The sequence below is a fragment of the Gemmobacter fulvus genome (assembly GCF_018798885.1).
Classification (GTDB): domain Bacteria; phylum Pseudomonadota; class Alphaproteobacteria; order Rhodobacterales; family Rhodobacteraceae; genus Gemmobacter; species Gemmobacter fulvus.
Genome location: NZ_CP076361.1, coordinates 641,329 through 666,656, shown reverse-complemented (window position 1 = coordinate 666,656; position 25,328 = coordinate 641,329). Strand labels below are relative to the sequence as shown.

The 25,328-nt window shown below is 63.2% G+C and carries 28 protein-coding genes and 1 tRNA gene; 10 read left to right on the top strand and 19 right to left on the bottom strand.

Annotated features, from left to right (window positions below; all coding sequences use genetic code 11):
* Positions 1-30: 30 nt before the first annotated feature.
* Positions 31-801, bottom strand: coding sequence for a M48 family metallopeptidase (locus KM031_RS03235; protein WP_370879078.1), 771 nt, complete (start codon positions 799-801; stop codon positions 31-33).
* 139 nt (positions 802-940) lie between these two features.
* On the opposite strand from KM031_RS03235, the gene KM031_RS03230 reads away from it, so the two are divergent.
* The 6 genes from KM031_RS03230 (at position 941) to KM031_RS03205 (ending at position 4,998) form a co-directional block, all read left to right on the top strand.
* Positions 941-1,180, top strand: a complete 240-nt coding sequence (locus tag KM031_RS03230; RefSeq protein ID WP_215503125.1) for a DUF8831 family protein — start codon at positions 941-943, stop codon at positions 1,178-1,180.
* Between the two features lie 392 nt (positions 1,181-1,572).
* A complete protein-coding gene (locus tag KM031_RS03225) occupies positions 1,573-2,754 on the top strand; it encodes an aspartate aminotransferase family protein (protein WP_215503124.1) in 1,182 nt (393 codons plus the stop codon).
* Positions 2,744-3,319, top strand: coding sequence for a GNAT family N-acetyltransferase (locus KM031_RS03220; RefSeq protein WP_215503123.1), 576 nt, complete (start codon positions 2,744-2,746; stop codon positions 3,317-3,319). The genes KM031_RS03225 and KM031_RS03220 overlap by 11 nt, the downstream gene beginning before the upstream one ends.
* Complete coding sequence (gene argF / locus KM031_RS03215; RefSeq protein ID WP_215503122.1) at positions 3,316-4,242, top strand: ornithine carbamoyltransferase; 927 nt, start codon at positions 3,316-3,318, stop codon at positions 4,240-4,242. Before KM031_RS03220 ends, argF begins: the two co-directional genes overlap by 4 nt.
* Before the next feature lie 57 nt (positions 4,243-4,299).
* On the top strand, positions 4,300-4,842 hold the full coding sequence (locus KM031_RS03210; RefSeq protein ID WP_215503121.1) for an isochorismatase family protein: 543 nt from the start codon (positions 4,300-4,302) through the stop codon (positions 4,840-4,842).
* A gap of 82 nt (positions 4,843-4,924) precedes the next feature.
* Positions 4,925-4,998 (top strand) — tRNA-Gly (locus KM031_RS03205).
* A 38-nt stretch (positions 4,999-5,036) separates the two neighbouring features.
* Here KM031_RS03205 and guaD read toward each other — a convergent pair.
* Positions 5,037-6,317 carry a guanine deaminase gene (guaD, locus tag KM031_RS03200; RefSeq protein WP_215503120.1) on the bottom strand — a complete coding sequence of 427 codons (1,281 nt, stop codon included), beginning with the start codon at positions 6,315-6,317 and terminating at the stop codon, positions 5,037-5,039.
* Between the two features lie 122 nt (positions 6,318-6,439).
* Between guaD and mgtE the strand changes: the two genes are divergently transcribed.
* Entirely contained in the window at positions 6,440-7,819 is a 1,380-nt protein-coding gene (gene mgtE / locus KM031_RS03195; RefSeq protein WP_215503119.1) for a magnesium transporter, read from the top strand.
* Positions 7,816-8,367 (top strand): 5-formyltetrahydrofolate cyclo-ligase, encoded by a 552-nt coding sequence (locus KM031_RS03190; protein ID WP_215503118.1) that lies wholly within the window; start codon positions 7,816-7,818, stop codon positions 8,365-8,367. Before mgtE ends, KM031_RS03190 begins: the two co-directional genes overlap by 4 nt.
* Positions 8,368-8,388: 21 nt before the next feature.
* Here the strand turns inward: KM031_RS03190 and KM031_RS03185 are convergent, their stop codons facing one another.
* From KM031_RS03185 to KM031_RS03125, 13 genes are all read right to left on the bottom strand, one after another.
* Positions 8,389-9,702, bottom strand: a complete 1,314-nt coding sequence (locus tag KM031_RS03185; RefSeq protein ID WP_215503117.1) for a DUF8689 domain-containing protein — start codon at positions 9,700-9,702, stop codon at positions 8,389-8,391.
* Positions 9,703-9,765: 63 nt separating this feature from the next.
* Positions 9,766-10,266, bottom strand: a complete 501-nt coding sequence (locus tag KM031_RS03180) for a prepilin peptidase (RefSeq protein ID WP_215503116.1) — start codon at positions 10,264-10,266, stop codon at positions 9,766-9,768.
* Positions 10,266-11,126, bottom strand: coding sequence for a tetratricopeptide repeat protein (locus tag KM031_RS03175; RefSeq protein WP_215503115.1), 861 nt, complete (start codon positions 11,124-11,126; stop codon positions 10,266-10,268). Before KM031_RS03175 ends, KM031_RS03180 begins: the two co-directional genes overlap by 1 nt.
* 39 nt (positions 11,127-11,165) lie before the next feature.
* A complete protein-coding gene (locus tag KM031_RS03170; protein ID WP_215503114.1) occupies positions 11,166-11,735 on the bottom strand; it encodes a tetratricopeptide repeat protein in 570 nt (189 codons plus the stop codon).
* A gap of 12 nt (positions 11,736-11,747) precedes the next feature.
* Positions 11,748-12,719, bottom strand: coding sequence for a type II secretion system F family protein (locus tag KM031_RS03165; protein WP_215503113.1), 972 nt, complete (start codon positions 12,717-12,719; stop codon positions 11,748-11,750).
* A gap of 7 nt (positions 12,720-12,726) precedes the next feature.
* Entirely contained in the window at positions 12,727-13,698 is a 972-nt protein-coding gene (locus KM031_RS03160; RefSeq protein ID WP_215503112.1) for a type II secretion system F family protein, read from the bottom strand.
* An 8-nt stretch (positions 13,699-13,706) separates the two neighbouring features.
* Complete coding sequence (locus tag KM031_RS03155; RefSeq protein WP_215503111.1) at positions 13,707-15,176, bottom strand: TadA family conjugal transfer-associated ATPase; 1,470 nt, start codon at positions 15,174-15,176, stop codon at positions 13,707-13,709.
* Positions 15,177-15,201: 25 nt separating this feature from the next.
* On the bottom strand, positions 15,202-16,482 hold the full coding sequence (locus tag KM031_RS03150; protein ID WP_215503110.1) for a CpaE/TadZ family protein: 1,281 nt from the start codon (positions 16,480-16,482) through the stop codon (positions 15,202-15,204).
* A gap of 243 nt (positions 16,483-16,725) precedes the next feature.
* On the bottom strand, positions 16,726-17,373 hold the full coding sequence (locus KM031_RS03145) for an OmpA family protein (protein ID WP_215503109.1): 648 nt from the start codon (positions 17,371-17,373) through the stop codon (positions 16,726-16,728).
* Positions 17,374-17,378: 5 nt separating this feature from the next.
* Complete coding sequence (locus tag KM031_RS03140) at positions 17,379-18,770, bottom strand: type II and III secretion system protein family protein (RefSeq protein WP_215503108.1); 1,392 nt, start codon at positions 18,768-18,770, stop codon at positions 17,379-17,381.
* A 205-nt stretch (positions 18,771-18,975) separates the two neighbouring features.
* A complete protein-coding gene (gene cpaB, locus KM031_RS03135; RefSeq protein ID WP_215503107.1) occupies positions 18,976-19,839 on the bottom strand; it encodes a Flp pilus assembly protein CpaB in 864 nt (287 codons plus the stop codon).
* Positions 19,840-19,894: 55 nt separating this feature from the next.
* Positions 19,895-20,074: a hypothetical protein gene (locus tag KM031_RS03130; RefSeq protein ID WP_215503106.1), complete on the bottom strand. Its 180-nt coding sequence runs from the start codon at positions 20,072-20,074 to the stop codon at positions 19,895-19,897.
* 183 nt (positions 20,075-20,257) lie between these two features.
* A complete protein-coding gene (locus KM031_RS03125; RefSeq protein WP_215503105.1) occupies positions 20,258-20,443 on the bottom strand; it encodes a Flp family type IVb pilin in 186 nt (61 codons plus the stop codon).
* A gap of 377 nt (positions 20,444-20,820) precedes the next feature.
* On the opposite strand from KM031_RS03125, the gene KM031_RS03120 reads away from it, so the two are divergent.
* The gene (locus tag KM031_RS03120; protein WP_215503104.1) at positions 20,821-21,702 is read left to right on the top strand and encodes a lytic transglycosylase domain-containing protein; all 882 of its coding nucleotides are present in this window, start codon (positions 20,821-20,823) and stop codon (positions 21,700-21,702) included.
* Between the two features lie 62 nt (positions 21,703-21,764).
* On the opposite strand, the gene KM031_RS03115 is transcribed toward KM031_RS03120, so the two are convergent.
* From KM031_RS03115 to KM031_RS03100, 4 genes are all read right to left on the bottom strand, one after another.
* Positions 21,765-22,055 (bottom strand): GNAT family N-acetyltransferase, encoded by a 291-nt coding sequence (locus tag KM031_RS03115; RefSeq protein ID WP_215503103.1) that lies wholly within the window; start codon positions 22,053-22,055, stop codon positions 21,765-21,767.
* Positions 22,048-22,674 carry a 3-oxoacid CoA-transferase subunit B gene (locus KM031_RS03110; RefSeq protein WP_215503102.1) on the bottom strand — a complete coding sequence of 209 codons (627 nt, stop codon included), beginning with the start codon at positions 22,672-22,674 and terminating at the stop codon, positions 22,048-22,050. The genes KM031_RS03115 and KM031_RS03110 overlap by 8 nt, the downstream gene beginning before the upstream one ends.
* 59 nt (positions 22,675-22,733) lie before the next feature.
* Positions 22,734-23,432, bottom strand: coding sequence for a CoA transferase subunit A (locus KM031_RS03105; RefSeq protein WP_215503101.1), 699 nt, complete (start codon positions 23,430-23,432; stop codon positions 22,734-22,736).
* 101 nt (positions 23,433-23,533) lie between these two features.
* Complete coding sequence (locus KM031_RS03100; protein WP_215503100.1) at positions 23,534-23,986, bottom strand: CreA family protein; 453 nt, start codon at positions 23,984-23,986, stop codon at positions 23,534-23,536.
* Between the two features lie 157 nt (positions 23,987-24,143).
* On the opposite strand from KM031_RS03100, the gene KM031_RS03095 reads away from it, so the two are divergent.
* Positions 24,144-25,304: an isovaleryl-CoA dehydrogenase gene (locus tag KM031_RS03095; protein WP_215503099.1), complete on the top strand. Its 1,161-nt coding sequence runs from the start codon at positions 24,144-24,146 to the stop codon at positions 25,302-25,304.
* Positions 25,305-25,328: the final 24 nt, after the last annotated feature.

Sequence of the window (25,328 nt, the reverse complement as noted above, 5' to 3'; positions counted from 1 at the left end):
GGCGGCCCCCGCGCGCCGCCCGGGCCGGCGTCACCAGCCGGTGCCGGTCTGCTGTTTCAGGCGGGCGACCACGGCGGCAACCTGGGCCTGGCGCTGCGCATTGGGCGGGTGGCTGCCGAGGAACTGATCGCCCGGATCGGGCAGGCGGGCAAAGAACCCGGCACCCAGCACCGGATCGTAACCGGCGTGAAACGCGATTTCAGCCCCCAGCGCATCGGCCTCCAGCTCGAAATCCCGCGAATAGCGCCGCGCGCCGACCGAGGCACCGATATTTTGCAGCTGGTCCTGCATCGCCGCATCGGCGCCGGTCACCTGACCCAGCACCGCGCCCAGCACGGCGCCGGCGGCGGCGGTCTGTTTCTGGCGCGGGATATGGCCCGCGATGTGATGCGCCGCCTCATGCCCCAGCACGAAGGCCAGCTCATCGGCGTTGCGGGCATCGGCGATCAGCGCCAGCGTGAAGCCGACCACCGGGCGGCCTGCCTCATCCAGGGTCTGGAAGGCGTTGGGCGGCAGTTCCATGCGTTTGTCGATCACGATCTGCAGGTCACAATCGGCCTGACCATTGGTGCGGGCGCGGCACAGCGCCTCGGCCACCGGCTCCACCCGGGTGACCACGGTCACGAAATTTCGCGCGGCCTCTTGCGGCGACAGCACCGGCAATTCGCCACGCGCCGCTTGCGGCACCGGCTGCGGGATCGGCATCGGGGCGGGGGCGGTCATCTGCACGCAGCCCGACAGGGCGAGAGCCGCCAGAAGCCATGTTGCCTGTGCCATCCGCTGCATTGCTGCCTGCTCCATTCGGGATTTTCTCCCTTCCTAACAAATCCACCGGCGGCGGAAAGCCATCTTCTTGCGCTGTCACGGGCTTGTCAGGCGAAAGCGGGGATGGGGGGCCTTTGGCATTGCACGGCGCGGAGCACGGGCTTAGGCTGGCGCCATGTTTACCATCGAGCATGAATTCGACGCGACCGTGATCACCCTCATCGACGAGGGGCATGAAGGGTTGCAGGAAGATATCACCATCAACGCTTTCGAGGATTGTGTGACGCTGGAACAGCTGCACCCGGTCACCGAAGAGCCGATGATCATCACGCTGTCGATCACGCAATTGCACGATCTTGCCGCAGCACTGGATCTGCCCGAGGGCAGTTACCGGCTGGAGCGCAAGCGGGACTGAGGCGCCGGGTGGGGCGGGCGCGGGGGGCATCGAACCCCCCGCTTGCCCGCAGCCGCAGCGGCGGCTGCTGCGCGGCCGGAGGGCGGTCCACTGGCAGTGAGGGCGGCAAGATGAGTATTTGGGCAAAATGCAAGTGGGCGAGGCCAGTCAGGTGGGCGGGGGCCGTGGAATTTGCGTTTACAGGCGGTCCTTTTCGCGCTAGGGACGGGCGCATGATCGCATCGAGCCCCCTCTTCCAGCTCCCCCGACGCCGACGCTTCTGCGCCTGAGCGCGTGCTGGAGCATGCGATCCCTGCCGATTATCGGCGCGATGCCGCTTTCCCCTCTCTCTCCGTTGACATGCCGCTGTGCCTTTGGCACCCCTATGGCTTCTGTTCCGCAAGGATATTCCCATGATCTCGTCTGTTCTGCCGACCTATAACCGTGCACCGATGGCCTTTACCAAGGGCGAGGGCAGCTGGCTGACCGCCGAGGATGGCAGCCGCTATCTCGATCTGGGCGCGGGCATTGCGGTGAATGCGCTGGGCCATGCCCATCCGGCGCTGGTCGAGGCGATCAGCACGCAGGCGGCGAAGCTGTGGCATGTGTCGAACCTGTACCGGATCCCCGAGCAGGAGGCGCTGGCCGATCTGCTGGTGGAGAAAACCTTTGCCGATACGGTGTTTTTCACCAATTCGGGCACCGAGGCGGCTGAGCTTGCCGTCAAGATGGTGCGCAAATACTGGTACGAGAAAGGCCAGCCGGAGCGGATCGAGATCCTGACCTTTGACGGCGCGTTCCATGGCCGGTCGACGGCTGCGATTGCGGCGGCGGGATCGGAAAAGATGGTCAAGGGCTTCGGGCCGCTGATGCCGGGGTTCCGGCAATTGCCCTTCGGTGACCATGAGGCGCTGGCTGCGGCGATCAGTGCGCGCACGGCGGCGGTGATGGTGGAGCCGATTCAGGGCGAGGGCGGTATCCGCAGCCTGTCGGATGGCTGTCTGAAAGGCTTGCGTGACCTGTGTGATGAACATGGCGTGCTGCTGGTGTTTGACGAGGTGCAATGCGGCATGGGCCGCACGGGCCGGTTGTTTGCGCATGAATGGGCGGGCATCACGCCCGACATCATGATGGTGGCCAAGGGCATTGGCGGTGGCTTCCCGCTGGGCGCGGTGCTGGCGACCGAGGCGGCGGCGGCGGGCATGGTGGCGGGCACGCATGGCTCCACCTATGGCGGCAACCCTTTGGGCTGTGCCGTGGGCGCAGCGGTGACGCGGATCGTGTCGGATGATGCGTTCCTGGCTGAGGTCAACCGCAAGGCGGGGCTGTTCCGGCAGGGGCTGGAGGGGCTGGTGGCCGCACACCCGCAGGTGTTTGAAGGCGTGCGCGGGCAGGGGTTGATGCTGGGCCTGAAATGCGTGGCGGCCAATACCGAGGTGGTGAAGGCGGCCTATGCCGAGCATCTGCTGACGGTTCCGGCGGCGGACAATGCCCTGCGCCTGTTGCCGGCGCTGAACATCCCGGATGCGGATATTGCCGAGGCGCTGAAACGGCTTGATGCCGCCGCCGCGCGGATCGAGAGCCATGGCCAATGAGGTCTACACCTTTGCGCGCCTGACCCGCGCCGATTTTCCGCAGATGCGGGACTGGCTGAGCCAGCCGCATGTGCGGGCCTGGTGGGGCGCGCCCGACGCCGAACTTGCCCTGCTGGAGCAGGCGCTGGACAGCGATCAGACCGATCTGCGGCTGGTGCTTCTTGGTGGCAGGGCCTTTGCCTTTGTGCAGGATTATGCGGTGCCCCCGGGGGCTGAGGCGTCAGCGGAAGGGGCACCCTATCTGGCCGCCTATCCGCCCGGCAGCCGGGGCATGGATACGTTTCTGGGCGCGCCGGATCTGCTGGGGCAGGGCCATGCCGCGCGGTATCTGCGCCAGCGGGCCGAGGCGCTGCTGGCCGAAGGGGCGGCGCGTCTGGTGATCGACCCCGATCCGTCGAATGAACGGGCCGTGCGGGCTTACCGACGAGCCGGATTTCGGGACCGTCTTCTTACGTCGACCCCCGGAGGCACTGCGGTTCTGGTGATGGATTACGATCCTGCCGCCCCGGTCGCTCCGCTTTTGCAAAACCATCCAGGCCCTGTGCCAGACAGACAGAATCCATGAAACATTTCCTTGATATCCATACCACCTCTGCCAGCGATCTGCGGGTGATGATCAATTCCGCCCATGCGATGAAAGCGGCGCGCAATGGCCGCCCCAAGGGCACGCCCGATGACGAGCAGCCGCTGGCGGGGCGCATGGTCGCGCTGATCTTTGAAAAACCGTCGACCCGCACCCGGGTCAGCTTTGACGTGGGGGTGCGACAGCTGGGCGGGCAGACCATGGTGCTGTCGGGCAAGGAAATGCAGCTGGGCCATGGCGAGACGATTGCCGATACCGCGCGGGTGCTGTCGCGCTATGTCGATCTCATCATGATCCGCACCTTTGAAGAGGCGACGCTGCAAGAAATGGCGGAACATGCCACGGTGCCGGTGATCAATGGTCTGACCAACCGCACCCACCCCTGCCAGATCATGGCCGATGTGATGACCTATGAGGAACATCGCGGCCCGATCGCGGGCAAGAAGGTGGTCTGGGCCGGAGACGGCAACAATGTCTGCGCCAGCTTTCTGCATGCGGCGGGCCAGTTCGGCTTTGATTTCACCTTCACCGGGCCGCAAACGCTCGACCCCGAGGCGGAATGGGTCGGGTTTGCCCGCTCCAAGGGCGTGTCGGTGCAGATCGAGCGGGATCCGGCGCGGGCGGTGGAAGGCGCGGATCTGGTGGTGACCGATACCTGGGTGTCGATGCACGATCCCGAAAGCGCGAAAGAGCGGCGGCACAACCAGCTGCGCGGCTATCAGGTGAACGAGGCGCTGATGGCCAAGGCCAAACCCGACGCGCTGTTCATGCATTGCCTGCCCGCACATCGCAATGACGAGGCGACCAGCGCGGTGATGGATGGCCCCCATTCAGTGATCTTTGACGAGGCCGAAAACCGGCTGCATGCGCAGAAGGCGGTGATGCGCTGGTGTCTGGGCTGCTGAAAGTGCCGGGTGCCCTTGCGGGGGCGCCCTTTCAAGGATGCAAGCCCGAGAGGCCCGATGACCGCGACGCTTCTGATCATTGATCTGCAACAGGAATTCACCCGGCGCACGCTTGCGGGCCGTCCGCGCAGCACACCGGGGGCCGAGACACGGGCGGCGGCGGTGCTGGCGGCCTTCCGCGCGGCGGGGCGACCGGTGCTGCATATCCACCATGACGACCCGGATCCGGCCTCGGGTTTTCGCCTCGACAAGCCGACCGGGGCGGTGATGCCCGAGGTGGCACCGCTGGCCGGAGAGCGGGTGATCGTGAAGCGCACCTCTTCGGCCTTTGCCGGGACTGGGCTGCATGAACTGTTGCAGGCCGATGGCTGCCGCGAGCTGGTGGTGGTCGGGGCGGCGCTGGATTTTTGCGTGAACTCCACCATCCGCAGCGCTTGTGATCTGGGCTATGCGGTGCAGCTGGTCACCGATGCCACTTTCAACTTTGGCAGCACCGGGCCGGATGGCACCAAAATCGCGCCGGAGACGGTGCGCGACGTGACGCTGGCCACGCTGGCGCAGGGCTTTGCCCGGCTGGTGCAAACTGCGGATGTGATCTGATCCCGCACTTCGGATAAATCGCAACGGCGGCGGCAGGTGGTCTTGCCACTGGTTTTGCGACGCGATATGACGACGCCAGAGCGCGGGCGTTGTGTAATGGTAAGACCCTTGCCTTCCAAGCAAGAGACGCGGGTTCGATTCCCGCCGCCCGCTCCAGAACCTCCCCCATCCGTTTTCAGGTTGCTATTCAGCCACTAGCGCTGGTGCAGTTTGCCCGCGATCCAGACGGCGCGGATGGCGCGGTCATCGCCCATCATGATGGTGGGGAACAGCGCCTGCCAGAGCGTGTCTGCGCGCGCGGTGGCCTGCGTGATGGCCGGGGTGGAGGCGGTGTCGATCACCACAAGATCCGCCTCCATGCCCGCTGCGATATTGCCGATCTGATGATCGGCATGTAGTGCGCGGGCCGAGCCTTGCGTTGCCAGCCACCACAGTTCCGACGGGTGCAGCGGGCGTCCGCGCAACTGGCCCACTTCATAGGCGGCGGCCATGGTGCGCAGCATCGAAAAGGACGACCCGCCGCCGGTATCGGTGGCAAGGCCGATGCGATGGCCTGCCGCCTTCAGCCCGCCCATGTCGAACAGGCCGGACCCGATGAAGGTGTTGGAGGTCGGGCAATGGATCAGGCTGGCATCCACCTCGCGCAGCCGGTCCTTCTCGCGCGGTTCCAGATGGATGGCATGGCCATACAGCCCGCCCTTGCCCAGCAGGCCAAAGGCTTCGTAGGTATCCAGATAGTCGCGGGCGCTGGGGTAAAGGCCGCGCACCCACTCGATTTCATCAAGCTGCTCGCTCAGATGCGTCTGCATCAGGCAGGACGGGTTCGCGGCCCAGAGCGCCCCCAGGGCCGCAAGCTGGTCCGGGGTCGAGGTGGGCGAAAAGCGCGGCGTGATCACATAGGACAGCCGGTCCACCCCATGCCATCTGGCCAGCAGGGCGGCGCTGTCGTCATGCGCCGATTGCGGCGTGTCGCGCAGGCCTTCGGGGGCGTTGCGGTCCATGCAGGTCTTGCCGGTCCAGATCCGCTGGCCGCGCGCCTGCGCCGCCGCCATCAGCGCATCGACCGATTCCGGGTGAATCGTGGCATAGGAACAGACCGAAGTGGTGCCATGCGCCAACGTCAGGTCCAGATAGCGGGCCGCCACCTCTTCGGCATAGGCCGGATCGGCAAAGCGCATCTCTTCGGGGAAGGTATAGCTGTTCAGCCAGTCGATCAGGCGTTTGCCCCAGCTCGCGATGATCGCGGTCTGCGGATAATGCACATGCGCATCGACGAAACCGGCAGAGATGATGGCGCGGCCATAATCCGTCACCCGCGCCTGCGGGGCCATGCGCCGCAGATCGTCGGCCTGACCCACGGCGCGGATCCGACCTGCCTCCAGCAGCACCGCGCCGTCCAGACGCGCGGCCTCGGGCCCATCGAGGAAGGGATCGCCGGTAAAGGACAGAACCTGCCCCAGAAGTAGATCGGCCATGACGCACCTCCTTTGCAACCCTGCCACTCTAGAGGCTTTCACGACCTCGGTAAATTTCCCGCTCCACCCTGTTTCTTTGAAACAGCTTATCATAAGGTCGCGGCAATCGCGCAGGAGGCAAAATGGCGGAAAACGAGGCATTCCCGGAGAATGGCGACGAAGAGGCGCTGGATCCGCGCCGTGTTGCGGCGATTCTCGACGCGGTGGAGGCCGAGGATGCCGCACGGCTGCGTGTGCTGCTGGAACCGCTGCACGCCGCCGATATCGCCGACCTTCTGGAACAGATCAGCCCGTCGGAACGCCGCACCTTCGTGCGGCTCTATTCCGACGAGATTGACGGCGACATCCTGTCGGAAATCGACGATTCGATCCGCGAAGAGGTGATCGAGGCGCTGCCGCGCGATGTGCTGGCCGAGGCGGTGCGCGAGCTGGAAACCGATGATGTCGTCGACATCCTCGAAGACCTCGAAGGCCCGCAGCAGGCCATGATCCTGAGCGCGCTGGAGGCCGCCGACCGGGTTGCTGTGGAACAGGCGATGGCCTACCCGGAATATTCCGCAGGCCGCCTGATGCAGCGCGAGGTGGTGGTGGCCCCCGATCACTGGACGGTGGGCGAAACCATCGACCATCTGCGCGGGGCGGAATGGCTGCCTGACCAGTTCTATCACGTGATCCTTGTCGATCCGCGCATGAAGCCCAAGGGCTATGTCACGCTGGGGCGGCTGTTGTCGTCGCGGCGCGATGTCGGGCTGCGCACGATCATGGAAGACAGTTTCCGCACGGTTCAGGCCACCGAGGAAGAGGCCGATGTGGCCTATATCTTCAACCAGTATCACCTGATCTCTTGTCCGGTGGTGGATGAAAACGACCGGCTGGTCGGGGTCATCACTATCGACGACGCGATGAACGTGCTGGATGAAGAGCATGAGGAAGACATGCTGCGTCTGGCCGGTGTCGGCGATGAAAGCTCGATCTCCGATGGCGTGATCGACACGGTGAAAAGCCGCTTTCCGTGGCTGTTCGTCAACCTCATCACCGCCAACCTTGCGGCCCTGGTGATCTCGCGCTTCGAGGGCACGATTTCGGCGCTGGTGGCGCTTGCGGCGCTGATGCCGATTGTGGCCTCGATGGGCGGCAATGCGGGCACGCAATCGCTGACGGTGGCGGTGCGTGCGCTTGCGACCCGCGATCTGACCGGATCGAACGCGCTCAGGGTGGTGCGGCGCGAGGCGGGCGTGGGGCTGATCAACGGTATCGCCTTTGCGCTGATCATGGGCCTGTCGGGCTGGCTGATCTTTGGCGCGCCGCTGCTCGGGGCGGTTCTGGGCGTGGCGCTGATCGTCAATCTGTTCGTCGCGGCGCTTGCGGGCACTTTGGTGCCGCTTTTGCTCAACCGGGTCGGCTTTGATCCCGCATTATCCTCGGGCACGTTCGTGACCACGCTGACGGATGTGATCGGATTCTTTGCCTTTCTCGGGCTGGCAACATTGGTGCTGTTATGACCATCGCACAGATCAAGGCCGAGGCCCGCAGCGCGGGCTTTGCGGCCCGCAAGGCGGCCTTTGACAAAGGGAAGGGACAGGCGGCCGAGTTGCTGGCCGACTGGCTGGCCCCCCATGCCGGGCGAGCGCTGTCGGGCTATATGGCGATGCGCACCGAGATCGACCCGCTGGCCGCGATGGCCGCCCATCAGGGGCCGGTCTGTGTGCCTGTGATCATGGGCAAGGGGCAGCCGCTGAAGTTCCGCGAATGGACGCCGGGCTGCGCGATGGTGGAAGGGGCCTTTGGCGCCTTCATCCCCGCCGAAGGGGCCTGGATCGAACCAGAGGTGCTGATCGTGCCGCTGGTCGGCTGGGACCGGCGCGGCTATCGGCTGGGCTATGGCGGCGGGTTTTACGACCGCACGCTGGAACTGCTGCGCAGCAAACGCCCGACGCTGGCGGTGGGCTTTGCCTTTGCCGCGCAGGAAGTGCCCGACGTGCCGATCGAGCCGACCGATCAGCGGCTGGATGCCATCGTCACCGAAGCGGGCGTGATCCACTTCGGCTGAGGCGGCGGGGCCGCGCGGCGGTCATTTCGCAATCTTTTCATCGCGCACGAACATGTTCGCCCAGGCCCTGTCGATCAATTCGGGGGTCATGTGATTGGGCTGGCCCTCGAATTCACAGATGGCGATCATCTGATCAATCAGGAACACCGGCTGGTAATTGGCGAAATTGTTGTTGATGGTCGGGTATTTGACCTTCAACAGATGGATCATCGCCCGTTCATCGAGCGGCATCTTTTTGTTGCGCGCGATCATGGCGAAGATCTTCAGGAAATTCTCCTGGTTCGGGCCGTCGATCTTGATCTTGAAGAAGATCCGGCGCAGGGCCGCGCCGTCGAAAATCTCGTTCGGGTGGAAGTTGGTGGAAAAGATCACCAGCGTGTCAAACGGCACGGTGAACTTTTCGCCCGATTGCAGCGCAAGGATGTCCTTGCTTTCTTCCAGCGGCACGATCCAGCGGTTGACCAGCTTTTGCGGCGGCTCTGCCTGACGGCCAAGGTCGTCGACGATGAAGATGCCGCCATTGGATTTCAGCTGCAACGGTGCCTGATAGGTGCGCGCCACCGGGTTGTAGGTCAGATCGAGCATATCAAGGCTCAATTCGCCGCCGGTGATCACCGACGGGCGCTGGCAATAGACATAGCGCTGATCATAGCGGTTCGAGGTGCGGCGCAGGCTGTTGGGATCGTCCACCGCCTCTTCCGCCGCAGTATGCACGATGGGGTCATAGACGGTGATGACCTGCCCCGAATATTCCAGCGCGCGCGGGATATAGATCTTGTCGCCAAGCGCATCGCGGATGCCGTTGGAGATCGAGGATTTGCCGTTGCCCGGTGGGCCATACATCAGGATCGACCGCCCCGAGGTGACGGCAGGCCCCAGATTGCCGATCAGGTCTTCCGGCAGGATCAGGTGGCCCATGCCTTTCAGCAACTGGTCGCGCGTCAGTTTCATGTTGCGCACCGACTGGCGCTTGACCTGTTCGCGATAGCTGTCCAGCGGCACCGGCATCGCGCCATAATATTCCGATTGCGCCAGCGCATCCAGCGCGCGGGCCTTGCCGCCATCGGTCAGCTGATAGCCCATTTCATTGCCCGAGGTGGCATGCAGCGTGCCTGTCGCCTCCAGCAGGCGCTGGCCGCGCGCCAGATCCACCAGCTCCTGCGTGGCAGGCACCGGAAGGCACAGGATGCGCGCCAGATCCGACACCAGATCGAGATTCATGCGGAAAATCGTCTTCAACAGGATGTCGCGCATCATCACCAGCGACAATCCGGTATCGGCCAGCGTGCGCGGGCCGGGCGGGGCGATCACAGTCGGGGCGACCTGCATGTTCATGGCGAAACCTCGGCAAGATGGGCCGCAGCCGGGATGCTGCGGGTTTTGCCAGAGAAAAGCAGGTCAATTGGCCGGAATTGCGGCCAGAATTGGGGCAAGCAGATAAAAAATCAGCGTGCCCGCCAAAGCCAGACCCATCGGAAAATCCTTGCGGGTCCAGCTTTCCCAATCGGCGGTCGCCCGGCGCAGCGGGGGGATGTGTTTGGCCAGTCGGTGGGTGACAAAGGCCCCCAGCAGGCAGGCGCAGAACAGCGCAAGGATCAGCCGCAGATCGCCGGTCGAAAACACCGGTGCCATGGCGGCGGCAAATTTCGCATCGCCCGCGCCGACAAGGCCGGTGGCATTGGCCACAAACCCGGCCAGCAGCACGATGCCCAGCACCGCCCAGCCCCAGAGCCAGGCTTGCAGCGGAAAGGCCAGCAGCCCGACCACCGCATAGGCCAGCGTCATGGCCACCACCGCCTTGTTGGGGATCTTCATGAACTTCATGTCGGACCAGGCGATCCAGACCGCGATGGGCACGCAGACGGGCAGGAACCACAGCGCAGAGGGCAGGGCGATCATCAGTTCACCACCTTGCCATCCAGGGCCGCGAGGCTGCGGGCGGCGGCGTCAAAATGCTGCGGGTGGGTTTCCACCGCCTCTTCCAGCAGGCTGCGCCCCACGTTCACATCGCCCTGTTTCACCGCCGTCAGACCCAGCGTATAGACGAGTTCGGCCCGTTCCTTCTGGGTCATCTCGATCACCGGCATGTCATATTTGCGCTGCGCGCCGCGGGCAAGGATCAGGTTGTTCTTGGCGGTGAACAGCTTGGGATCATAGGTCAGCGCCTCGATGAACAGCTTTTCCGACCCGGCGAAATCAGAGCGGGTCAGCTTGGAATAGCCCCAGTTGTTCAGCACGCTGGCGGGTTTGGTGGTCAGCCCGGCAGCGATTTCATAAAAGCTGTCGGCCTTTTTCCAATCCTTGCGGCTATCGGCCACCATCGCTTCCAGCCGGTAGCGTTCATAGGTTTCATGCGTCGGCGGGATCTTGTTCAACTCGGCTTCGGCGGCGGGCCATTCGTTGGAGCGGATCAGCGCATCGGCATAGCCCACGCGATCCTCGTTGGTGCCCTGACCGGAATTGACCAGCGAACCCCAGATCGATGTCGCCTCTGCAGCGCGGCCGGCCCGCACCAGCGATTTGGCCAGACCGCGTTTCAGGTCGGGCCGGTCGGGGTTCTGTTTCAGCGTATTGCTGAAATAGGTCACCGCCTCGTTCGGATCCCCGACGGTCAGCATGATGTCGCTGAGGTTGCTTTCGTCGATGACGTTCACGTCTTTCAACGCGCGCTGCACTTCGGCATCGCTGTTGCCGCGCCCGCAGGCCGACAGGGCAACTGTGCCGGTCAGGCACAGCAGAACAAACACAGGGTGGCGCATTTTGCGTCCTTTTGACTGCTCGGTCTTATCAGCCCGCCATCACAGCGCGGACAGCAGCACAAATTCGCCCTGTCCCCGTCGCACCAGCGAGAAATTATGGACTTTTTCCTCTTCTTCCGGAGCATAGACACTGTTTTCCGTCATGGCGATAGCGCGGCGCAGATTTTCGCGGATCGAGTCCGTGTTGCCACTGTCCAGCGCATAGGCCTGCTGAAACACCACCTTCGCCTCGGGCGCCTTGCCGCGTTCCATCAGCACCACGCCCAGATTGTTCTGGGCGGGCACGAAAGACGGGTCGATCTCGACCGCGCGGCGCAACAGCTGTTCGGCCTGACCCAGCCGCCCCAGTGCCAGATTGGCCGATCCCAGCGCCGACAGCACATCCACGCTCATCCCGCTTTCGGCGGCGGCGCGCAGATAGGCTTTCAGCGCCAGTTCCGACTCTCCGGCCTCCATCAGGCGATGGCCCACCAGCAGGCCGTCCACGCCCTCGCCCTTTGCATCGGCGGGGGGAGGGGCGTTTTCCGCCCCCTTCAAAGGCGAAGAGCCGCCGGTCAATTGACAGGCGGCCAAGCTCAGCAAGCTTACAATCAGGCAGGCGGTCTTCATTTGGCTCCGGTCTCAGCCCCCGCCGAGATGGGTGGAAATGCCATGGATCGACGGTCCGATCAGGATGATCATCAGCGGCGGCAGGGTAAACAGCATTGTGCCCAGTGTCAGCTTCGTCGGCAAGACGTTTGCCTTCTCTTCCGCGCGCATCACGCGCTTGTCGCGCATTTCGGCAGAATAGACACGCAGCGCCTCGGCAATCGAGGTGCCGAAAGTGGCCGATTGCACAAGCGTCGTGACGAAAGACGCCACATCCGGCACACCCACCCGTTCGGCCATGTCTTTCAGCACCGCCACCCGCTCTTTGCCGGCCTTGATCTCATGCGCCACCATGTCGAATTCATCGGCCAGCGCCGGATAACCAGCGCGGCTTTCCTTGGCGACGCGGTTGATGCACTGATCCAGCGATTGCCCGGCCTCGACGCAGACCAGCATCAGGTCCAGCGCATCGGCAAAGCCCGAAATGATCTCCTGCTGGCGCATCTGCAACCGACGCTGCACCCAGTATTGCGGCAGGTAATACCCCGCCGCCCCCGGAATGATCGTGTAGAGCATCAGGGTCTGCGTCGGCAGATCGCCCTGCTGCGCCTTGAGCAGGAAGGTATAGCCCAGCCCGAGGATCAGAAAGCTGATCCCCAGCGTGAACTGCGCAAAGTGGAACATGCGGACGGCGTTCTTTTCGCGGTAGCCCGCGCGCAGCATCTTCAGCCGCGACGCGCTCATGGTTTCGGCGTCCTGCGGCTCCAGGAAGGCGGCGTATTTCTCCAGCTTGTCGGCGGCATCGCCGCGGCGCAAGGCCTCGACTGCGGTGCTTTTGCCATCGGCCTTGCGCAGCACCTTGATCTTGTCGAGCGGATCAACCCGCTTTTTCAGCAAGGTGGGCAGGGTGAAGCCCATGAGCAGGATGCCGAGGGCCAGCACCACGAAAACCGGCCCGAGCGGCCCGAAACTGTCGACTAGCAAGGCATTGATATTGCTGAACATGGCTGGATCACACCTTGATATTGACCATCATCTTCATGAAGATGACGTTGACGACAAGAAAGACAGCGACGATCAGGGCAGCGGGCACGAAAGCCGAGGTTTCCTTCACCTCGTCGAAGTAGTCGGGTTTCAGCATCAGGATCATCAGCAGCGCCAGAATCGGGAAGGCCGACAGGAACATACCCGACCATTTCGCCTCGGCGGTGATCGCCTTGACGCGGCGGAACAGTTTGAAGCGCGAGCGGATCACCTTGGCCAGACCTTCCAGAATTTCTGCCAGGTTACCGCCAGACTGTTGTTGAATCGTTACCGCCACTGCCAGAAAGCGCAGATCCTGATTGTCCATCCGCTCGGCAAAGGCTTTCAGGCTTTCCGACACGTCACGGCCATAGGCGGCCTCGTCGCCGATCATGCCGAATTCGGTGCCCAGCGGGTCGGGGATCTCTTTCGCCACGATCGACATGGCCGACGAAAACGGGTGCCCCACGCGCAGGCTGCGCACCATCAGCTCCACCGCGTCGGGCAGCTGTTCCTCCATCAGCGCGATGCGTTTCTTGGCCTTCTTGTTGACCCAGAAATACACACCGCCCACGCCCATCACCACCGCCAGCAGCGCGCGCACTTCCGGTGCGGCGGGCGTGCCCATGGCAAGGCCGAAATAGGCAAAGACCGACAGGCCCGCCATGATGCCGATCAGCTGCACCGGCGAAAAGGCGATATTGGCCTTCTGTGCCTTGTCGGCCAGGATCGAATAGATCGGAATGGACCGCGCATTCATATGCTGGCCCATCTCCTTGCGCAGTTGCGCCAGAACCTCTTCGCGGTTCTGGTTGTTCTTTTCCAGCAGCGCCAGACGGCGCGTCATGCGGCTGTTGAGGCTGATGGATTTGCCGAACACCGTGAGGTAGATGCCCTCGACCAGCGCCAGCACGGCGACAAAGATCAGCACATAAACGATGATGGCAGGGTTGATTGTCATATCAGACCTCAGACGATGGGTTCATAGATCGAGGCGGGCAGGTGGAAGCCCCATTGTTTGAAACGTTCGGTGTAATGTGACCGCACGCCGGTGGCGTTGAAGCGCCCGATGATCTTGCCATCCGGCGCAAGGCCGAGGCGTTCGTAGCGGAACACCTCCTGCATCGAGATCACGTCGCCCTCCATGCCGGTGATTTCGGTGATCGACACCATGCGGCGCGAGCCGTCCTGCAAGCGCGACGCCTGCACGATCAGGTTGACGGCGCTGGCGATCTGCGACCGGACCGCTTTCAGCGGCATTTCGATCCCCGCCATTGCGACCATGTTTTCAAGGCGGCTGATGCCGTCGCGCGCGTTGTTGGCGTGGATCGTGGTCATGGATCCGTCGTGGCCGGTGTTCATCGCCTGAAGCATGTCGATGACCTCTTCACCGCGGGTTTCACCCACGATGATCCGGTCAGGCCGCATCCGCAGTGCGTTGCGCAGACAGTCGCGCTGCGTCACGGCCCCCTTGCCTTCGACGTTGGCGGGGCGGCTTTCCATCCGGCCCACATGGACCTGCTGCAACTGAAGTTCCGCCGTATCCTCGATGGTCAGCACACGTTCGGCATTGTCGATGAACGACGACAGCGCGTTGAGTGTGGTCGTCTTGCCCGAGCCGGTGCCGCCCGACACGATGATGTTCAGCCGGGTGGAGACGGCGGCTTCCAGATACAGCGCCATTTCCTCGGTAAAGGCGCCAAAGCGCACGAGGTCATGGATGCCCAGCTTTTCCTTCTTGAACTTGCGGATCGACACGAGGCTGCCATCGACCGCAACCGGCGGCACCATGGCGTTGAAGCGCGAGCCATCGGCCAGACGGGCGTCGACATAGGGGTTGGATTCGTCGACCCGGCGGCCCACCGCGCTCACGATCTTGTCGATGATGCGCAGCAGGTGGCGTTCATCCTTGAAAGTGATGTCGGTCAGCGTCAGCTTGCCACCGCGTTCCACGAACACCCGGTTCGGGCCGTTCACCAGAATGTCGTTGACGGTTTCGTCTTTCAGCAGCGGCTCCAGCGGGCCGAGGCCCATCACCTCGTCGTAAAGCTCCTGATTCAGCGTGGCGCGATCCACCTGATTGAGCGCGATGGACATCTCGTCCAGCGCCTCGGCGGCAATCGACGCGATTTCGGATTTCAGGCTGGCTTCCGACGCCTTTTCCAGCGCGGCAAGGTTCAGGTTTTCCAACAGGCGCTTGTGCAGCTCCACCTTCAGTTCCTGAAGCCGGTCCTTGCGCTTGCGTTCCTTGTCGGCGGCGGCGGCTTCGGCCGGGGCCTTGGGCGCGTTGCGGGCGGGCATCAACCCGGGCGCGCCGGATTTTGCGGTGGAAGCTGCCCCCGATGCGGGTGCGCGTGGTGCGGCATTGGCCGCCCCGACGGCGGCCATCGGGGCGGGTTTGACAGCACCCGCATCAGGTTTCTTGAACCGTGAAAACATCTTGCACCCCTATCACACCCCCCGCTCAGCCTCTGGCGGCTTCGGCGGCTTTATTCACATCAAACAAGGACTTGGCCAATTTGGCGATTTCCTTGCGCAGCGGGTTCTTTGCGGCCGTTTCCGACAGCGGCAACCCGTGGTCATTCGATTGCGTCACCTGTGCGCCGCCATCGGGCAGTTGCACTTCAATGGCGATGTCCAGGCTTTCGGCCATGCGCTTCACCCGGCTTTTCGCGGTCAGATCGGTGAACTTCGGCGCACGGTTCAGCACATAACGCAGCTTTTCATGCGGCAGACCCTCTGCCTTCAGCGCGCGCACCAGCCGCAGCACGTTCTGTGCCGACCGCAGGTCCAGTTCCATCATGGCGAAATACACATGCGCCCGGCTCAGCACCGTTTCTGTCCAGGCGACAATCGTTTTTGGCATGTCGACGATGACGAAATCGAAATTGGCCTGCGCCATATCCAGCAGCCGCGCCACATCCTCGGGCGTGATGATGTCCAGCGGCAGCATGTCCGCAGGAGCTGTGAACACATGCAGCCGGTCATTGAAGGTCAGCATGGCCTGCAGAAAGCTGTCGCTGTCGGCGTGTTCGGTATCCTGCAACAGTTCGAACACCGCCTCGCGGCGCGGCAGATCGAGATAGGTGGAGGCCGCGCCGAATTGCAGATCGAGATCAATCAGGCAGACGCGCGGCGGGTTGGTCTTGTCGATGCTGGCCAGTTCCCAGGCCAGATTGGCCGCGAAGGTCGAGGCCCCGACACCGCCCGCCAGACCATGCACCGGCAGGATCACCGCATCGCGGTCGCCCTTGGCCTTGAAGCTGGGGGCCTGATGCGTTTCGGCGGGCAGATCGGGCGGCGTTGCCGGGGCAGCCGCTGCCGCTGCCGCCGGGGCAGGGGCGCGCACCCGGTCAATCGCCTCGTGCAGCGCGCCTTCGGGCAGCGGATAGGGCACAAAGTCTTCGGCCCCGAGCCGCAGCAACTGATGCAGGGCGACGGGACTCAGCTGATCGGCGATCAGGATGACGCGGATGTTCTTGGCCTTCGCGGTGCGGATGATGTCGGTGATGCGGGTCAGATCCGCCTCATCCTCGGCATCCACGGCGACGGCCACGAATTGCAGGGTGGCGCTGTCGGGCTGTTCCAGAAAGGCCAGGGCATCCTCGAAGGACAGATCGCCCCAGTTCTCGCCCAGCTCCTGCTCCATGTCGTCGATCAGCAGTTCAAAGTTCTGCACATCGCGTGAAATGGTACACGCGAGGATCGGTGCCGGATCCGGCTGGAGATTTGCTACACTCGTCATCGCCTCATATCCTTCCATCCCCGGAAGATGGCGACAGCCCATGCAGGGAAATGCCACCGCAGCGGCCCGTTCCTGCACCTGTCCCACACCCCCCGTGCGCAGATATGGTTCTGCGCGCTTGGTTCGATTGATGCGAAATTGGCGGCTAATCTTGGCGAGATTGGGGCTAAAAGATCGTCATTCTGCGATTTATGCACCGCTTGGAATGTAAAGGGGCGGACGTTGCCGTCCGCCCCGATCCCGTCAGCCTTCCGGCTGGCTTTGCACGACAACCACCCTGTTGGCCGGGTGGCGCCGTTCGGCCAGGGTGATGTATTCGCGCATGATGACGGCGGCATATTTGCCGTTCAGGGGCGCGGGCTGGTTTTTCACAAACCCGGACACCTCGGTCACGGTGCGGCGGTTCTTCTGTTCCGGCCCGGGAGTCGGGATGACCGGCTGCGTCTTGCCATAAGACACCAGCGCATCCAGCCGCGACCGCGAAATGCCGCGACGGTCCAGATAGGCGACCACGGTCTTGGCGCGTCGCAGACCCAGTGCCTTGTTATAGGCGTTGGAGCCGACCAGATCGGTATGGCCATAGACCGAGAAGCGCAACTCGGGGAACTGCCGCATCCAGTTGGCCTGATGATCCAGCGCCGCCATCGCCTCGCCGGTCAGTTGCGACGAGTTGAACGGGAAGGTGACGGTCGAGGGCACTTCGCTGGCAAACCGCTGCCCCAGCGCCACCCGGTAATCCATTGCCCCGGTCTGGAGCATGGTGTTGTTCATCGTGGCATTGCCGAAATTGCCGTTGTCGACCTCGGCGCCCAGCTCTTTGTTGAAATCGCCACAGGCGGCCAGCGCCAATGTGGTGGTCAGTGCCAGAAGGATACGCATCCGCCCCTGCATGTGCCTCACTCCATCACATAGCCGTAGGAGCCGCTGAAATCCTGCCGGGCCACTTCGCCCGCAGCCCCTTTGGAGCCGGCAACCTTGCCGAACAGGAACAGCTCTTTTTCGGTGGGGATGCGCACGCGGTCGGTGGGCAACGCCAGCGCCTCGCCCCGTGTGGGCGTCACCAGATGCGGCGTCACGATGATGACCAGTTCCGACTGTTTGCGCTGGTATTCCGCACTGCGGAACAGCGCGCCGACAATCGGGATGTCGCCCAGCCATGGCACCTGACCATTCAGATCGCGGAAGTCATCCTGCAACAGGCCGGCAATGGCAAAGCTTTCGCCATCGCGCATCTCGACCGTGGTCGAGGTTTCGCGGCGGCGGAAGGCGTTGACGTTGAAGCCTTCGTTTTCCACCGTGATCGTGCTGTCGATGGAGGACACTGCCGCGTTGATCGTCAGGTTGATGATGTCACCATCCACCACAACGGGCGTAAAGTTCAGCTCGACCCCGAAAGGTTTGTATTCGACGGTGATGCCATCCTGGCTGGACACCGGGATCGGGTATTCGCCACCGGCCAGAAACTTCGCCTCTTGCCCCGACAGGGCGGTCAGGTTCGGTTCGGCCAGGGTGCGCACCACGCCCTTGCTTTCCAGCGCTTCCAGCAGCACCGCGAATTGCAGCGATCCGGCCGAGAATCCCAGCGCCATCGCCGAATTGGCCGAGCCGCGCGCGGTGATCGTTTCGCCGTTGATGCCGTTGTTGCCATTCAGCCAGGTGCCGGTTTCGGCCTCGACCCCGACGCTGGAGCCGCCCGAAATCGCCAGCGACGACGACAGGTTCTTGGCGACCGAGCGCTCCATTTCGGCAAAACGCACCTTCAGCATCACCTGTTGCGTGCCGCCCACGCTCATCAGGTTCGACACCCGCTCCGGCGCATAGCGTTCGGCCAGATCCAGCGCGCGGTCGAGCTTGGCAGTGGAACTGACGGTGCCGGACAGCACGATACCGTCATTCGCCGTCCGCACTTCGATGTTTTCGCCGGGCAGGATCTGCCGCAGGCGTTCCTTGAACTCTGCCACGTCGGGCGCAACCTGCACTTCGACGTTGGAGATCAGCTTGCCATCACCGCCCAGCAGCGTCAGCGTGGTTCGACCGGGGGCCTTGCCCAGCACATAGATCGAGCGGTCGGACAGGGTAGAGATATCGGCGATGCCCGGATTGGCGATCGACAGCTCCGCAAAGGGCACGTCGCTTTCCACCACCACGGCGCGGTTCATCGGGACATTGAGCGGGGCAGAGGCAGAGCCTTCCATCACCCGCAAGCTCTGAGCCTCAAGACCGGAGAGGGCGGTGGATGCGAGGGCCAGGCCCAGCATTCCTGCCGTCATAAGATTACGCAACTGCATGTGACCTGCCTTTCCGATCACGCCTCACTGCCGGGTCTTTTGTGCCCGTTATAAAGGTTAAAATGCCGGATTTGCCATTTTATTGCAAGAATCAAAAGCTTGGGGGCCGAAGTTGCTGTGGATAAGATGCAACATGCCGCAATAGCTAGCGAATGTCAGCCGCCGCGCCCCCAAATCGGGGGACGCGGCATTGGGCAACCCGCGTTCAGTTTGTGCAGGGGATCGGGATTTCAACCACAGCGGCACCATTGCGCTGGCGGATCGTGCAGACTTTTTCCTGTTGAACCGGGGCTTCGGCCACGGCGGTGATGCCCAGAAGCTTGTTGCCGTCCACTTCGATCGGGCCGGTGCTGGCGGTCTGATCGCCCTTGGCAACCAGCGATACCGACAGCTGGCCGGTGGCCTGACCCTGGGCCAGCCGCGCGACCTGTTCGGGGCTGGCGGCAACGGTCATCGCCTTGGGGGCAGCCATGTCAACCGGCTTTTCCTTGGATTTTCCGGTCTGTTTGGCGGCGGGACGATCCACCGCGATGATGCCCAGCGAGGTTTCGATGAGCTGCGTCACCTCTTGTCCGGCATCGGTGCGGCCCGTCCAGTAGACATCGACCTTGTTGCCCGGTTGCAGATAACGCGAGGCGCCCGACGTATCGTCGAACTGGATGGTGAAGGCGCGTTCGCCTGCGCTCAACATGCCGGTCAGACCTGCCGCTTCGCCCGGTTCGGTGACCTTCACGGCCAGAACGGGTTCGAACTTCTCGATCTGGCGCAGCACGAAGCGGGGCGAGGTTTCGCCTTCTGGGAACAGCTCTTCCTCGGTCTTGAACACGCCCTCGGGCAGGGCATTTTCGGGCCAGTAGATCGGCTGGATATCCTCTTTGGTCAGCGGGTCGCCATAGTCGAGCGGTTTGTTGACCACATAAACCTCGACCAGCGGCCCGGTCTTGGCGCGGATCGCCCGCTCCTGATCCAGTTGCGCCTGCGTATGTCCGATATAGGTTTGGGCCATGTAAACGGCGAAGCCGGCAAGGGCCAGGCCAAGCGCAAGAACACCCAGATATACTGTCCGCATCTTCGTCACATCCATGTCTGTGCCCGCAAGGGGCGATGGCAAGGGGGGCGGGCGATCAGTCCAGCAATCCCATGATGAGATCACCGATCCGCGTTCCGGCCTCGGTATAGATCATCTCGGTGATGATGACGAACACGCCCAGCGTCATGGCAATGATGACGGCGACAAGCACAACCATGTCGGTCGTGACCGCCGCGTCCTCTTCGGCAAGAAAGGATCGTAGCCTGAGTGTCATCGGATCACCTTTTACTGTGTCAGGCCGCGTGCCATCCCCGCCCGGATCGGCAGGCCGCAGGGGGCGGGGCCGAAGGGGTGGTTCTGTCTGGCACAATGCGACCCGTGGTTCCTGACGCAGTAAGCTGCGGCCCCGTGAAGAGCCGCAGCATACGTTTTCTCAGATGTCAGCAGACAGTCTGGATTACCGTTCGGCGGCTTCGTCCAGGTCGGCTGCGATCACGGCTGCGGTCGAGTCGATCGAGGGCGAGATGGTGTTGATGACGATGATGCCCAGGCCAACGATGGCAGCGGTCAGCACGACCCAATCAACGGTCACGGCGCCGGATTCGTCGTTTTTGAAGGATTTGAAGATGTTCAGCAGTTTCATGGTGTCAGTCCCTTGTTTTAGGTTTTGCTCTGTTTCACCGCCCCGCGCTTCTGATCGGCCTCTGTTCCGATCCGCTTTCGTTGCGGCATGGGTGTATATAGCCCCCTGATGGTGGCGGCATTTGGGAGGCATTAAGACCGGCACAGAATTCTGCATAAAACGTCGAATAATTTTTCAATACGCTGTTTTTGTTCGGTAATTTCTTATTGCTGCACAGGGCGCAACAGGGGGCGAGCGGCACCTGCTTACGGACTGGGGCAGGATTGCGGCAAAACTGCCACGATCCGCTCCGGCTTGGCGGCAGGTTTACTGGCGCGAGTCGCGTTTTTTTGCGAAACTGCCTGTAGAAACATAAAAAAACGGGCAGGCAACCGCAGATGCGGGTCAGGGCAGGAATGATGGTCGCCGGATTGATTCTGTCCGGCGCGCTGGCGGCGCAGGCGCAGACCGGGCCTGAGCCGGACAATTTTACCTTCCGCCGCGTGAAAGCGCCGGGGGCGGGCACCGCCAAGCGCATCACCGTGCAGATTGATCCCGCCGAACAGGCGCGCCGTCTGGCCGCCTCGCCCAAGGTCGACCGCGAGAAAGAGGCGCAATCCGCTGCCATAGCCGAAAGCGCCGAAACACCTGCCGCGCCGCTGCTGCCGGTCGAGAAGGTGCCCGCTACCTATAGCTGGTTCTGGGATGCGGTGCCGACGGCGCAGGGGGCGGTTCAGGGGCGTCTGCCGCTGGCACTCGCCACGCTCAGCCAGGGGCCGGGCGGGGCGGCGGTGCGTGCCCCCCGGATGCAGCACATGCAGGATATTGCCACCAGCTATGGCACCGAGATCCTGAAGGCCACCATCGGCACCGAAGTGTCACCGGCGCTGGTGCTGGCGGTGATCGGCATCGAAAGTGCGGGCCGCGCCGATGCGGTCAGTTCCGCCGGGGCGCAGGGGCTGATGCAGTTGATCCCCGCCACGGCCGAACGCTTCGGCGTGGCCGATGCCAAGATCCCGGCACAGAACATCAAGGGCGGCGTCGCCTATCTCGATTGGCTGATGAAGCACTTTGACCGCGATCCGCTGATGGTTCTGGCGGCCTATAATGCGGGCGAGGGCGCGGTTAAGGCGAATGCCGGTGTGCCGCCCTATCCCGAAACGCGGGATTATGTGCCCAAGGTGCTGGCGGCCTGGCAGGTGGCGCAGGGCCTGTGCCTGACCCCGCCCGAGCTGTTCTCCGACCCCTGTGTGTTCAAGGTTCTGGCGAGCGGCGGCTGACAGCCGCCAAAGAAAAAGCCGCGCCCGGAGGCACGGCTTTGGAGCAGGGTGTCCGGGTCCGCTCAGACGGCGAAAGCATCCGCCCAGTCGGGGTGTTTCTTGCGCTGTGCGTTCACAAAGGGGCACAGCGGCATGATCTTGAACCCCTCTGCCCTTGCATCGGCCACCAGCCGCGTCACCAGCGCCAAACCCGCGCCAGTGCCACGAAAGCTGTCGGGCACCCCGGTGTGATCCGCAATGACCAGCGTGGGCGAGGTGATCGAATAGGTGAGCTCGGCCTCGGCCCCCGCATAGCGGATGACATAGCGGCCCTTGCTGCCGCTGATCTCGCGTTCAATGGTGAACTCAGTCAACGATGGTCGCCTCGGTTGCGGCGCGCAGTTCGGCTTCGGTCACGCCATCGGCCAGTTGCACGATCTTCAGGCCGCCCGGCACCACATCCAGCACCCCGAGGTTGGAGATGATGCGGTTGACCACCGACCGCCCGGTCAGCGGCAGGGTGCAGGCCTTCAGCACCTTCGATTCTCCGGCCTTGTTGGTGTGATCCATGACCACCACCACACGGCCCACGCCGGCCACCAGATCCATCGCGCCGCCCATGCCCTTGACCAGCTTGCCCGGGATCATCCAGTTGGCCAGATCACCCGCCTCGCTGACCTCCATCGCGCCGAGGATCGCCATGGCAATCTTGCCGCCGCGGATCATCGCAAAACTTTGCGCAGAATCGAAATAGGCGGTCTGCGGCAGTTCGGTGATGGTCTGTTTGCCCGCGTTGATGAGGTCGGCATCCTCTTCGCCTTCAAACGGGAAGGGGCCCATGCCCAACATGCCGTTTTCCGATTGCAGCGTCACGTTCACGCCTTCGGGGATATAGTTCACCACCAGCGTCGGAATGCCGATGCCAAGGTTGACATACCAGCCGTCCTGAAGCTCTTGCGCCGCCCGAGCGGCCATCTGATTGCGGTCCCACATGGTCTTTCTCCTAATTCTGCTGTCGCGGCGTGCCGGGGCCTCGGCCCCGGACTTGCGGCTCAGGCCCGCTTGCGGGTGGTGCGCTGTTCGATGCGTTTTTCGTGGGTGCCTTGGATCAGGCGATGCACATAGATGCCCGGCAGATGGATCGTATCGGGGTCAAGGCTACCCAGTGGCACGATTTCTTCCACCTCGGCCACGCAGATCTTGCCACAGGTGGCGGCGGGCGGATTGAAGTTGCGCGAGGTTTTGCGGAACACCAGATTGCCCGAGGGATCTGCCTTCCAGGCCTTCACGATGGCCAGATCGGCCACGATGCCGGTTTCCAGAATATAGGTCTGGCCGTTGAACTCCTTGTGGTCCTTGCCCTCGGCAATCACCGTGCCAACGCCGGTCTTGGTGTAAAAACCGGGGATACCCGCCCCGCCTGCGCGCATCCGCTCGGCCAGCGTGCCCTGCGGGTTGAACTCCAGCTCCAGCTCGCCCGACAGATACTGGCGCATGAATTCGGCATTCTCGCCGACATAGGAGGAGATCATCTTCTTGACCTGCCGGGTTTCCAGCAATTGCCCAAGGCCAAAGCCGTCCACGCCCGCATTGTTCGACGCGACGGTCAGATTCTTCGTGCCCGCATCCCGGATTGCTGCAATCAGCAATTCGGGAATGCCGCACAGGCCGAACCCGCCTGCCGCGATCATCATGCCGTCAAACAGCACACCGTCCAGCGCCTCGGCGGCGCTGCCATAGGTTTTCTTCATCGGTGGATCCCCCGCAAACTCTCTTGCTGCAAGTCGTGGCAGAGGCTTTTGTGCAAGTCAATTGCCGCGCTGCGGCGGGGGCGCCTGCGTGGCGCGCGCCGTCAGGGCGCACCATCCGCCAGCGGCACCACCGACAGCGACATCTTGCCCGACCCCTGCGTCAGCTCGTTCGCATGGCCCAGATAGACCAGCGCCTTGTTCGCCTCGTCATAGACGCGGGTCACTTTCAGCGATTTCAGGATGAGCGAGCGGCTTTCGGAAAACACCTCTTCGCCTGCCTTGCCGCGGGCGATGTCACCCAGTGTGATCGGGCCGGTCTGCACGCAATCCACCGCCGAATAGGACGGATCTTCGAACCAGTTGCCTTGGCTGAACCGATCAATCAACGAGCGGTCGAAATAGGCCAGATGGCAGGTCACGCCCTGAACCTTGGGATCTGCGAAGGCTTCGATGATGATGTCATTGCCCACCCAGTCGACGCCGACTTCGCCCACTTCGTCGGCCCAGACGGGCGACGCGGCGAGTGCCGCCAAAACTGCCAGAACCCTGTTCATGCCTGCTACTCCTTAAAACTGCTCCAGAAATGGGCGGCGGGGCCGCGGCATGCAAGCCCCCGGATCATTTCCCAAATCATTTCGACGCAAGGAAACGCTTGACGCGACTCGCCGGTTCCCGTTTATTGAACGAGTGTTCAATTCTTGGGAGGGGACCATGTTCACAAGTCCGATGCGCTTTGATCTGGGCGAAGATATCGCGGCCATGCGCGACATGGTTCACGCCTGGGCGCAGGAACGGGTCAAGCCGATCGCAGCGCAGGTGGACCGCGACAATGTGTTCCCGGCCGAGCTGTGGCGCGAAATGGGCGATCTGGGCCTGCTGGGCATCACCGTGGCCGAAGAATACGGCGGGGCGGGCATGGGTTATCTGGCGCATGTGATTGCCACCGAAGAAATCGCCCGCGCCTCGGCCAGCATCAGCCTGTCCTATGGCGCGCATTCCAACCTCTGCGTCAATCAGATGAAGCTGAACGGGTCTGACGCGCAGAAGCGCAAGTATCTGCCCGGCCTGATCTCGGGGGCCAATATCGGCGCGCTGGCCATGTCGGAAACCGGTGCCGGGTCTGACGTGGTGTCGATGAAGCTGCGGGCCGAAAAGCGGAACGGCTATTACGTTCTGAACGGCTCCAAATACTGGATCACCAACGGGCCGGATGCCGATACGCTGATCGTCTATGCCAAGACCGACCCCGAGGCCGGGCCGAAAGGCATCACCGCCTTCATCGTGGAGCGCGGTTTCAAGGGCTTCTCGACCGGCCCGCATTTCGACAAGCTGGGGATGCGCGGATCCAACACCGGCGAGCTGATCTTCGAGGATTGCGAAGTGCCGTTTGAAAACGTGCTGGGGCAGGAGGGCAAGGGCGTGCGCGTCCTGATGTCGGGCCTCGATTACGAACGGGTCGTGCTGTCGGGCATCGGCACCGGCATCATTGCCGCCTGTCTGGATGAGGTGATCCCCTATGCGAAAGAGCGGCACCAGTTCGGCCAGCCCATCGGGAACTTCCAGCTGATGCAGGGCAAGATCGCCGATATGTATGTCGCGCTGAACACCGCCCGCGCCTATGTCTACGAGGCCGCGCGCGCCTGTGACCGGGGCGAGGTGACACGGGCCGATGCGGCGGGGGCGGTGCTTTATGCCAGCGAACAGGCGATGGTGCAGGCGCATCAGGCGGTGCAGGCTCTGGGCGGTGCGGGCTTCCTGAATGACTCGGTGGTCAGCCGCCTGTTCCGCGATGCCAAGCTGATGGAGATCGGCGCGGGCACATCCGAAATCCGCCGGATGCTGATCGGGCGCGAGCTGATGGCGCAGGCATGATCATGGTCGTGCAAAAGGGGGGCA